The sequence below is a fragment of the Pedobacter sp. WC2501 genome, assembly GCF_052682415.1.
In genome coordinates, this window is sequence record NZ_JBQZFI010000001.1 from 3,594,865 (window position 1) to 3,606,679 (window position 11,815).

General features: G+C 39.1%; 8 protein-coding genes. 5 read left to right on the plus strand and 3 right to left on the minus strand.

Annotation, left to right across the window (positions count from 1 at the left end; all coding sequences use genetic code 11):
* Nucleotide 1 precedes the first annotated feature (1 nt).
* On the minus strand, nt 2-3,043 hold the full coding sequence (locus tag ACUN24_RS15200; protein WP_445563264.1) for a SusC/RagA family TonB-linked outer membrane protein: 3,042 nt from the start codon (nt 3,041-3,043) through the stop codon (nt 2-4).
* Nucleotides 3,044-3,103: 60 nt separating this feature from the next.
* Nucleotides 3,104-3,991: an inositol oxygenase family protein gene (locus ACUN24_RS15205; protein WP_445563265.1), complete on the minus strand. Its 888-nt coding sequence runs from the start codon at nt 3,989-3,991 to the stop codon at nt 3,104-3,106.
* A gap of 485 nt (nt 3,992-4,476) precedes the next feature.
* On the opposite strand from ACUN24_RS15205, the gene ACUN24_RS15210 reads away from it, so the two are divergent.
* The 3 genes from ACUN24_RS15210 (at nt 4,477) to ACUN24_RS15220 (ending at nt 8,703) form a co-directional block, all read left to right on the plus strand.
* Nucleotides 4,477-5,484, plus strand: a complete 1,008-nt coding sequence (locus ACUN24_RS15210) for a LacI family DNA-binding transcriptional regulator (RefSeq protein ID WP_445563266.1) — start codon at nt 4,477-4,479, stop codon at nt 5,482-5,484.
* A 124-nt stretch (nt 5,485-5,608) separates the two neighbouring features.
* Entirely contained in the window at nt 5,609-7,237 is a 1,629-nt protein-coding gene (locus ACUN24_RS15215; protein ID WP_445563267.1) for a sodium/sugar symporter, read from the plus strand.
* Nucleotides 7,238-7,284: 47 nt separating this feature from the next.
* Entirely contained in the window at nt 7,285-8,703 is a 1,419-nt protein-coding gene (locus tag ACUN24_RS15220) for a glycoside hydrolase family 28 protein (RefSeq protein WP_445563268.1), read from the plus strand.
* A 57-nt stretch (nt 8,704-8,760) separates the two neighbouring features.
* On the opposite strand, the gene ACUN24_RS15225 is transcribed toward ACUN24_RS15220, so the two are convergent.
* Nucleotides 8,761-9,045 (minus strand): hypothetical protein, encoded by a 285-nt coding sequence (locus tag ACUN24_RS15225; RefSeq protein WP_445563269.1) that lies wholly within the window; start codon nt 9,043-9,045, stop codon nt 8,761-8,763.
* 148 nt (nt 9,046-9,193) lie between these two features.
* Here ACUN24_RS15225 and ACUN24_RS15230 point away from each other — a divergent pair, with 148 nt between their 5' ends.
* Both ACUN24_RS15230 and ACUN24_RS15235 read left to right on the plus strand, forming a co-directional pair.
* On the plus strand, nt 9,194-9,517 hold the full coding sequence (locus tag ACUN24_RS15230; RefSeq protein WP_445563270.1) for a TfoX/Sxy family protein: 324 nt from the start codon (nt 9,194-9,196) through the stop codon (nt 9,515-9,517).
* A 106-nt stretch (nt 9,518-9,623) separates the two neighbouring features.
* Nucleotides 9,624-11,504: a gamma-glutamyltransferase family protein gene (locus ACUN24_RS15235; protein WP_445563271.1), complete on the plus strand. Its 1,881-nt coding sequence runs from the start codon at nt 9,624-9,626 to the stop codon at nt 11,502-11,504.
* The last annotated feature ends 311 nt before the right edge of the window (nt 11,505-11,815 follow it).

Here is an 11,815-nt window from a genome sequence, read left to right on the forward strand (position 1 = left end):
TTTAATTAAATGATACGTTTAAACCAAATAAAAATGTTCTGGTTTTAGGATAAAAGTTATTGGTATCTACGCCTGGAGCAGTACCGCCCTGGTTAATTTCCGGGTCGATGCCTTTATAGCCTGTAATTACAAACAAGTTATTCGCTGTAGTATACAAACGAAGAGAATTTACACCAGGAATGATTCCTTTTTTGAATGTATATCCCAGTGTTGCGTTATCTAAGCGTAAATAGCTACCATTCTCTAAGAACCTACTAGAGTATTTAGGAGCGTTAAAATCAGCTACTGATTCATTTTCAACCTCTACCGGGATATTGGTAAATTGTGCAGTGCTAGGGCGGAATAAATCTGCACGGGTAACATTCATGATTTTAAGACCTAAAGCAGCTCTCATGAACACACTTAAATCAAAATTCTTGTACCTGATATTGTTTGTCCAACCTAAAAGTGCTTTTGGCTGTGCATCTCCAAGAACATAATAGTCTGTTTTATTTACCGGGGTCGTTGTAACATTACCAGCTGCATCATAATACTGTGAAACACCGTTTGCATTTTTACCTGCATATTGAAATGTGAAAAAAGTTCCGATTGGCTGCCCTGGTTTTAGTATTTGAATTGTTGCACCACTTTGTCCCGCTCCATCAGGAGAAACTGTCAATCGGTCTTCAATATTAAATCTACTATCATCCGATAATGAAATGATTTTATTTTTATTATGGGCTAAGTTGAATCCTGTAGTCCAACTAAAGTTATCTGTAAGTATTGGCGTACCGTTTAAAACCAGCTCGATACCTTTGTTGCTCAAACTACCAACATTTGCCGTATAAGATGGTGCTGGATACAGGTTATTATCTACCGGAAATGTCAAAATCAAATCAGTTGTTTTTTTATCATATAGATCTACAGATCCTGTTAACCTGCCATTAAATAGTCCGAAATCTAAACCTATATTGGTTGTAGCGGTTCTTTCCCATCTTAAATCAGGGTTTTCATTTTGGATTGCGCCATAGGCACCTTCTCTTGGAGAACCATTGTAATAAAACTGACCCACATTACCATATATGAGCTTGGTGGTCAACGGTGCAAATCCAAGAGAGTTACCCGCAATACCATAACTACCTCTCAATTTAAGGGTTTTGATCACGCCTATGCTTTTAAAGAAATTTTCCTGATCAATGTTCCATGCCGCACCTACAGATGGGTAATAACCCCATGTTTCATTTATTCCGAACACATTTGACCCATCTCTTCTGATTGAACCTTGTACAAGGTATTTGTTTTTGTAATTATAATTTACCCTTGCAAAATCAGAGATCATCAAAATTTCCTGATAAGTTGTGCCCGGGTTATAATCAACCCTGAAATCAGTTACCGCATATGGGTTTCCTAAACTTAAGTTGTTGTAACTTACCTGGTTAATCGGGAAATTTGTTGAGGTAGACTGAAAACCATCATTATTTAGCGATTGCTGATAAGAATAACCCACCACGGCATTAATATCATGGTCACCAAATTTTTTATTCCAGGTTAAATAGGTCTCTATAATTTTATTGGTGCTCTGATAGGCATTTCTTACCGCCAAACCATCTTTACCCACCAAAGTTACAAAGCTAGGCGTTGCAGGTGGCTCCGGAGTATTACGAACATTGTTATACCTGGAAGTATAAATGCTGTTATAAAAGGCACCATAAACGTTTTGGCTATTCTGGTAAGATGCAGAAATATCGTAAGAGAAACCGAAAGGTAATTTTAAGTTCACGGTTAAATTTCCTAATATATTTTTATTCTTCAGGTTCTCTGTACCGTTTTCAAGCATAGAAACCGGATTATAATAGCTGGTTTGGATTAAGTTATCGAAATAAGACCCATCTGGATTCTTTACCGGCGCTGTTGGCAGGTAAGTAAGCATTTGCGAAAGTACCGTATTGCGATATGGAACCAGATTAGCATTGGTTACCGAATTGCTAATGTTCAGTCCGATCTTCAACTTGTCGTTTAAAGCCTTTTGTTCAATTCCGATGCGACCGATAAATCTATCTAAATCGCTGGTTTTGATAATTCCTTCTTGTTTGAAATAATTTAAACTGGCATTATAGGTAGTTTTTTCGGTACCACCACTTAAAGAGATGTTGTGGTTGTATGATAAAGCATCACTGCGTTGTACCTCGTTTTGCCAATTGGTATCCGCACCCTTATCATTTGCTGGTGTAAGAGCCGAATTGCTTTTAGCTAAGAATGCCTTTAATTGATCAGCATTCATCATGTCATATCGGTTAGATACATTTTCTACACCAAAGTAACCATTGTAAGCAATTTGTGTTGCACCTGCTACACCTTTTTTGGTGGTGACCATAATTACACCATTGGCAGCCCTGTTACCATAAATAGACGCAGCGGCTGCATCTTTTAACACGTCGATCGTGGCGATATCATCTGGCGCAAGAATCGAAATGTCGGCACCAACTACACCATCAATTACAAATAATGGCGATTGCGCACCGTCACGCAGGGTAGATGCACCACGCATAATGATTGCTGCACTTTTGGTAGGATCTCCATTTTTGGTAATGTTTAAACCAGGTACCTTACCTTGTAACATCTGGCCAATATCACTAATAGCCCCCCGATTCAAATCATCGCCTTTAACCGTAGAGATGGAGCTGGTTAAAGCTTTTCTTGAGCTTTTACCATAACCTACCACAACCACATCATTAAGAGCGGCTGTAGATTCTAAGATAGTAACTTTATAAGTAGACGCTGTACCTACGGTAAGTTCCTTAGTTTGGTAGCCCAGGAAACTGAAAAGAATTTTGTCGCCGGTTTTTGCTGAAATGCTGAATGATCCATCTGTACCTGTAGAAGTTACTTTCGAAGTACCTTTTACTGAAACAGACGCACCGATTACAGGCTGGTTTGTATTATCCAATAAGTTTCCAGTAATTTTTCGTTCAGTTTGCGCGTAGGCAACATTGAACACCTGGCTGATGAGTAAAAGCAGCATAAATAAGCCACTATACTTTAAGCGTGTACATTTAAATCTCATGATTTTTGTAAAATTAGATTCATAAATTGTTTATTTGGTTATTAATGTTTGGAGATAGAATTAAAATTTAATAGTAGCCGGTAAATATTTAGCCACCAGTGCTTTGTAATAAGGTTGCAGTTCTTCCCAGCTTTTTTGATTGGGGTTTTTGGAATATAAATCGTAAGGGTTAAAGAGGTTAACCCATTTAAACATTTCATGGTCCTTTTCATTCATCAGGTGATCGTATGCATTTTCCCTGTGCTGTGAATAAAAAGAATGGTAACGGAGCATATATAAACCTGGTTCTGGTAAGTAGGGCTTCATCATGTGGTACACATATTCATCGTGTCCCCAAGACATATCTACATTATCCAGCCCACAATTTTGGGTGTAAACACCCAATTTGGTTTGATAAGTTTCATTGTTGAAATCGGGATTCTGACTGAAAAATTCAGGATAAACAATTTTATCTGAATAAGCACAACCTACCGGGAAAGTATCGCCAACTACAGCCCATTGTGGTTCTCCGAATAAACAAAGCACTTTACCCATATCGTGGATTAAGCCTACCAACACCATCCAATCGGGATGGCCATCGTTTCTGATGGCCTCAGATGTTTGCAACAAATGCTGCATCTGGTCTAAATCGGTATCAGGATCAGAATCGTCTACTAACTTATTCAAAAAATCAAACGCACTCCAGATAGGCATCTCTTGTTTGTCGAACTTTAAGTAATCTGCTTTTTTCTGCTTTACGAAATCGTATGTTTGATAGGTATGGTTAAGCCTGTAAAATTCTTTTACACTATCTTTTTCGGTTTCTTCGTAATTTCTGAACTGCTCTTCTTTTTTGTCAGCATTGATGTTTTTAGGATCCGGATAGCGGGTTAATATATCCTCTTCCCATTGATCAAGATTTTGCAACGGATTTTGGTTGTCCTCTGAAGATGCACTTGGGTTTCTCATAAGGCTAGAAATTGATTTGAATAAAATTTTGTTGGTTGTTGGGTTAAAGTTGAGTTTTTGAAAGCTTAAAATTTTATTTTTGGCCAATTTTATTTACTTAAACGATTACGTAAAATATTCTTTCGGACTGCGGAATACGAATTAAAAAGTTTAAATTTAAGTAGTTGCAAATTGTTGCTGGTTTAACAAATGCCGCTCTGCCTGGATAATGGTAGAGAAACGGACAAAAGAAAAAATTGAAGATGATGTAACGATTATTTTATATTTGCGTTTGCGGCCAGCTATTTATTCATAAAGAAAAGATCTCTGGCAGTTTAACCAGCTAAATTATTTTTAACATCAACTTCCTCTGTTTATATCCGTATAGCGAGGAAGCTACTGTTTTTGATAAAGGTGCTGGCGAAGGAAAGGGAGGGTTTGGCCTATCGCATTTCTCGCGGTAAAGCCAGGTAAACCTCAAAAAACTAACAAACAAAATTAAATACATGGCGGAAACAGTTAATATTAAGCGGTTGGCTCAGGAATTGAACATTTCTATCGCAACCGTTTCTAAGGCCCTCAACGACAGTCATGAAATCAGTTTAAAAACCAAAAACAGGGTGTGGACTTTGGCTAAAGAACTAAATTATACACCAAATCCGGCAGCGAGTAACCTTCGGAGCAATAAAACCAAAACCGTTGCAGTAGTTATACCCTGTGTAGCCAATAATTTTTTCTCCTTATCCATCATGGGAATTGAAGAAATAGCCCGACAGTATGGTTACCATGTGCTCATTTATCAAACCCATGAAAATATAGAGGCAGAAAAAGCCTTCACCAACAGTTTGTTAAATGGAAGGGTAGATGGTATTCTTACTTCTGTATCAAGCAGTGAATACAATAGTGAATATTATGCCAATCTGGTTAAGAAAATCCCTTTGGTGTTTTTCGACCGGGTGTATGAAAACCTGGATGCGGTTAAAGTAACTACTGATGATTATGAAATTGCTTTTCAGGCCACTGAACATTTAATTGAGTGTGGCTGTACCAAAATTGCCTATTTATTTGGCCTCGAAAATCTTCCGGCTGGTAAATCAAGGTTTGCGGGTTATCTAGACGCATTGAAATCACATGGGCTAGCGGTTTCGGATGAACTCGTGATTAAATATCATGATGACGAAGAATTTAACCTGCAACAGATCAAAGAATTGCTTGGAAAGTATAAACCCGATGCACTTTTTTCTTCTATTGAAGAATTCATCATTCCTGCTTATTGTGCCTGTAGGGAATTGGGCTTGCAGATCCCAAATGATGTTAAAGTCCTCAGCTTTTCTAACCTGAGTACGGCAAAGCTCTTAAGTCCCTCGCTTACAACAATTTCGCAACCTGCTTTTGAAATTGGGCGTGAAGCGGCAAAATGCCTTTTCAAAATCCTCCACAACAAACAATTGGACGATGAACAGAATATCATATTAAAATCCGTGCTGACCAAACGCGAATCTACAGGTTGTTAACGGGATAAATTTAGGTCTTGCTACCTGATACGCGAAAACGTTTACGTAATTAAATAATTGAATTAAACCTTCAACATTGGGATTTTTTCTGATTTTTAAAAAAAACCAAATGTAAAAAATCCTTATGAATCACTTGTCTGTATTCGATTATGTTGTTTTTTTAATGTATTTTATCATTGTTTCGGCGTATGGCTATTGGGTTTATCGAAGCAAGAAACAAAAGCGTACTGATACGAAGGATTATTTTTTGGCGGAAGGTTCACTCACCTGGTGGGCAATTGGTGCATCTATCATTGCTTCTAATATTTCTGCCGAACATTTTATTGGTATGTCTGGTTCGGGTTTTGCCATGGGGCTTGCCATTGCCAGTTATGAATGGATGGCTGCCGCTACATTAATTATTGTAGCCATATTCTTTCTGCCCATTTACATTAAGAACAAAATTTACACCATGCCACAGTTTTTGTCTAATCGGTATAATAATACGGTAAGTACATTAATGGCTGTTTTTTGGTTACTTGTTTATGTATTTGTAAACTTAACGTCCATTTTCTTTCTTGGTGCCATCGCTATTGAAACGATTACGGGTATTCCTTTTAATATCTGTATCATTTTTTTGGCCATTTTTTCAGCCATTATCACCCTTGGCGGCATGAAGGTAATTGGTTATACCGATGTAATACAGGTTTTTGTTTTAGTGGCAGGCGGACTGATTACCTGTTATATGGCGCTTAAACTAGTAGCTGAAAAACTGGATGCACCCAGCGTTTTGGCCTCGCTTCCATTATTGCGTAGTGAAGCATCCGATCATTTTCATATGATATTTTCTAAAGGAGATAAATTTTACCACGAATTGCCTGGTATTGCGGTACTGGTAGGTGGTTTGTGGATCAATAATTTAAATTACTGGGGCTGTAACCAGTATATTGTTCAGCGGGCATTAGGAGCCGATTTAAAGACCGGGCGTAACGGATTAATATTTGCCGCGTTTTTGAAATTACTCATTCCGGTAATTGTTGTTATTCCAGGCATTGCAGCCTACGTGCTTTATCAACGTGGTTATTTCCATTCCGAAATGCTTGATGCAGCCGGAACTGTTAAACCCGATCATGCTTACCCGGTTCTCATGAATTTATTGCCTGCAGGGATAAAAGGACTAGCTTTTGCTGCGCTTACTGCGGCTATCGTAGCCTCACTTGCCGGAAAATGTAATAGCATTGCCACTATTTTTACACTTGATATTTACAAGAAGTTTATCAAACCCGAAGCTTCAGAAACCCGATTGGTTTCGGTTGGTCGCTGGTCTGTGGTTGTCGCATCTTTAATTGCGATCGTTATCGCTCCGGCATTGCGCAGTTTTGATCAGGTTTATCAGTTTATCCAGGAATATGTAGGTTTTATTTCGCCGGGTGTTTTTGCTATCTTTTTACTGGGCTTTTTCTGGAAGAAAACCACTTCACGTGCAGCGCTTACCGCTTCTTTATTAACCATCCCTTTATCTACTTTTTTTAAATTCCTGCCTACTCTAACCAGCGGAGCTATCGCACCGATTCCTTTCTTGAATAGAATGTCGTGGGTATTTGTGATTATAATGGTTTTAATGGTTCTGGTAACCTTAACCGATCCTAAAAGTAAAGATAACCCGCAGGGACTGGAAATTGACAGCAGCATGTTTAAGGTTACTCCGGCATTTACCATTGCCTCGGTTATTATCTGTGGTATTCTTGCAGCGCTTTATACCGTCTTTTGGTAAGCAAGTCATGGCTTAAAATAACCTATTTTATATTATAACGAATTGAAATGAAGATTAGAATTTTACTTTTTTTTGCACTGCTGATTTCTTTCAGTGGGATGGCCCAGAATAAATTATATAATATTAAAAATTATGGTGCGGTTGGCGATGGCAAAACCAACGATGCAGTTGCCATTCAGAAGGCCATCAATGCCTGTTCTGCAGCAGGGGGTGGGCAGGTGATTGTTCCCGCCGGGCATGTATTTTTAGCCGGTCCTTTTAACTTAAAATCGTTTGTTGATTTAAGGGTAGAAGGTGGAGCTAAACTCCTGGCTAGCCCTGATGAAAAACTGTATACGCAAAGTGCTTTTAGAGAAAATAAAGGCGAGGGTACCATTTGGATAGGCGGAGAAAAACTAGAACAGGTAAGCATTAGCGGAACAGGGGTGATTGATGGGAATGGAATTTCGTTTATGGGGGATGAACTTAGCGACTCGTATGTTTTAAAACCTTTTAATGTTGTAGATCCGCGACCGCATTTGCTTACCCTAATCGGCTGTAATAAACTGAATATAGATGGGGTAACTTTTCAAAATTCAGCCTACTGGACCGTTCATTTAATAGGTTGTAATGATGTTTCGATATCGAATATAACATTACTCAACAGTATTAAAATCCGTAATAGTGATGGAATTGACCTGGATCACAGTAAAAACGTGCGGATTACCAATTGTTTTATCGAATCGGGTGATGACTGTATCTGCTTAAAAAACAGGCGTGAATTTGAAGAATACGGTGCCTGTGAAAACATTGTAGTTAGTAACTGTACCATGACCTCCAGCTCATGCGCCATTAAAATAGGTTCTGAAAATATGGACCGGATTAGTAACGTACTGATCAATAACTGCAATATCAGAAAGAGTAACCGCGGTATAGGTATTCAAAACCGTGATGAGGGTACCGTAAATAATGTGATTTTTTCTAACCTGTTTATCGAATCGAAACTTTTTTCGGATGTATGGTGGGGTAAGGCAGAGCCGATTTATATTACCGCTTATCCAAGAGCAACCAGCAATAATAAAGATGCTGGCTGGCGTTTGCCGAAGGGGCAAACGAAGGGCAAGGTTGGAGCAGTTAAAAATATTTATTTCAGTAATATCAGATGTACAGGAGAAAGTGGTGTGTACATCAGTGGTGAAAGCCCTGATAAAATTTCTGAGATCTATTTTGACCAGGTTAGTGTTTACCTCGATAAAACTACAAAAGAAGCAGGAGGAGTATATGACCGCAGGCCAAGCAATGTTGAAGGGCTCGTTAAAAGTGCAATTGCGGGATTTTATTTTGAAAATACCGGATACATCAGCCTACTCAACAGCAATGTGGTATGGGGTGCAAATAAGCCAGAATATGCAGGAAAAGCTTTGGAGGAAAAGAATGTGAGTAAACTTAAAACAGTTAACTTTAGCGAAACTACAGTAGGGAAGTAAAGAAATTTAAATACTGGAGCTGCGTTCGTGGGCCAGCCCCTGCTGCGTTTTAATATATTAATTTAGCTGTTGCTTTCCGGTGTTATTGGTGTCAATTTCAGCTAATGCAACTGTAATTTTATTAATGGTTTTGATACTGAAAACATGCCTGCCAGTTAACCACCTTTTGATTTCATCAGGATTAATATCCAATATAAACGCCAGGTCGTTTTCAGTTGAACCTTTTACTGCAAGTAATGCTGTAGTTTTAAGGGCAGCTTCCAGGTTTAGCTGTTCTAGTTTCTCAATTGCAGGATTTCCGGTTTCTTCCAGCCAGATAGAAACAAAATCGTTTTTTTCCATTTTATAATTTTCCTTTTAGCGCAACGGTTTGCCTGAACGAGCAACCAGCTTTTAGGGCGGCAAATTTAGTGATTAAGCGTATCATTGCAAACCAGAATCAAAAGAAAGATTTTAATCAAATTAAAGTTTAAATTAAATCAATTTACAAATGGCATCAGATCAGAAATTCGTGGACTTTGTTATCGATCAGATTGGTTATTCCGGACAGGTTACCTGTAAGAAAATGTTTGGTGAATACGGTTTGTATTTTGATGATAAGTTATTTGCGCTCGTGTGCGATAACAAATTGTTTGTTAAGCCTACTTTATCGGGAAGAGCATATATCATTGACGTTGTGGAAGCACCACCTTATCCGGGCGCAAAAAATCAATTTCTAATAGAAGAACAGTTGGAAGATAGCGATTGGCTGAAAAAACTGGTAAGTATCACCGTAGCTGAACTGCCCGAACCCAAGCCCAGGAAAAAGAAATAAAGGCAGGATTTAAAATTTTGTAACAAGCTTGTTTTATTGTCCTGAATTAAGGGTTTTTAGTGCTGATGCGGATTGCCATAGTAGATATTTTAGCTATATTGGAAGTATGAAAAATTTATTCCTCTTTCTATTATTATCACTTTCTTTTCATCCTTTATTTGCACAGCAAACACAAAAGCCGATGCTGTACGGTAACAGCTGGATGGCCATCACGGGAAAGCCAATGGCAGCAACAGCAGGGTCAATGATCTTTCAGCAAGGAGGAAATGCTGTTGATGCGGCATGTGCCATGTTAGCTGCCACTTGCACCATGTGGGATACCTTAAGCTGGGGAGGAGAAACACAGGCACTGATTTACAATCCGAATACCAAAAAGGTAATCGCCATAAATGCGATGGGCGTTGCCCCAACCGGAGCAACGGTAGCCTTTTTTAAGGCTAAAGGGTATAGTTTTCCGCCAGAATACGGTCCTTTGGCCGCCACTACACCTGGTACGCCCGGCGGCCTGATCTACATGCTGAGTAAATACGGTAGCATGAGCCTGGGTCAGGTTTTAGCACCTGCCATGCACATGGCTGCGGGTTATGCCATAGAAGCACAGGCTGCAAACAGTATGGAGCGCGATAAAGAATTGATTAAAACCTGGCCTTACAGTAAAAAGGTGTTGTTGCCACACTTGGGTGAGAAACGTGAGGCACCAGAAGCAGGGGAGGTTTTTGTTCAAAAAGAACTGTTGGCCACCTTAACCAAAATGGTTGAAGCAGAACAAGCAGCGTTAAAGAAAGGAAGCAACCGAGAAGAGGCATTAATGGCCGCTTACGATCGTTTTTATAAAGGAGACATCGCGAAAGAATTTGTCCGTGGGAGTAAAGAACAAGGCGGTTTGATAACCATGGATGATCTTGCTAAATGGAAACCGGTTGAAGAAGAAGCGCTAAGCACCGATTATAAAGGAATTGAAGTGTATAAATTAAAACAGTGGACACAGGGTCCGGTTTTACTCCAGGCATTGAATATATTAGAGAATTTTGATCTAAAAGCAATGGGCTATAATAGTTCAAAATATATTCATACTGTTTATCAGGCGATGAACCTGTCTTTCGCCGACCGCGATTTTTACTATGGTGATCCAGATCAAAATCCTGTTGAACCGATAAAAGGTCTTTTAAGTAAAGATTATGCAAAACAACGGGCCTCGCTTATTCAGGCAGATAAAAATGATGTAAACGTAGGCCCTGGTGATCCTTATCCGTATGAAGGCAGGAAAAACCCTTACTTAAATCTGTTAAAGAGCAGGGGTTTTAACCCTGATACAGCCAAACGGAATTTTGCGCCAAAACACGATTTGGGCAACAATACGCCAAAAGAAATTTATGAAGACCGTTTATGGCGGGGAACAACGTCGATAGAAGCTGCAGACAAGGCAGGTTGGGTGGTATCAGTTACCCCAAGCGGAGGCTGGCTTCCGGCCTGTATTGCCGGTAATACAGGTATTGGAATGAGTCAGCGCATGCAAAGTTTTGTGCTCGATTCTGCTTTAAATCCCTTCAATGTTGTTGCGCCTGGCAAACGACCAAGAGTAACCTTATCGCCCTCACTATTTCTCAAAGATGGTAAACCTTTTATATCTGCCGCAGTTCAGGGTGGGGATACCCAGGACCAAAACTTACTGCAATTCTTTTTAAATATGGCTGAATTTGATATGAATGTGCAAAGGGCAACCGAAGCCGCTAATTTTAACACCAATCAACTTTGGCTTTCGCTAGGTGGTACTAAAACGAGCGACAGAGCACCAAAGCCTGGTCAGATCTTGTTAAATGCCAATACTAAAGAAGAGGTGCGTAACGAACTAAAAAAAATGGGTTATACACTCAGTTTTTCAGAACGTACCAGTGGGCCTATCAATGCCATTTATTTTGATTGGAAACACAATAGCTTGCAAGGTGGATCGAGCAACCATGGAGAAGATTATGGCATTGCATGGTAGTACGTTGGTTTGATGAATAACCTGTGCTGTATTATTGTTTGATAGCATAACGAACTAATGCACCAAAAACACGCATAGTGTTTAAATTTATAATGCACATCAAGACTAAGCGCAATTACAGTTTAATATCTATAATTGTATGCTTTGGTTAAGATTTGTATTTTCTGGCTCTGGATTGCCCGGTGCTTCGGCTAATGGTGCTATGCCACAAGCTGCCCATATAAATTTAAAAATATTTAGGAATTCGCATTGGATATCCCTTTCAGATTGTATTTCGTTTTCCATTTTGTGCCGCTCTAATCTGGTTATAA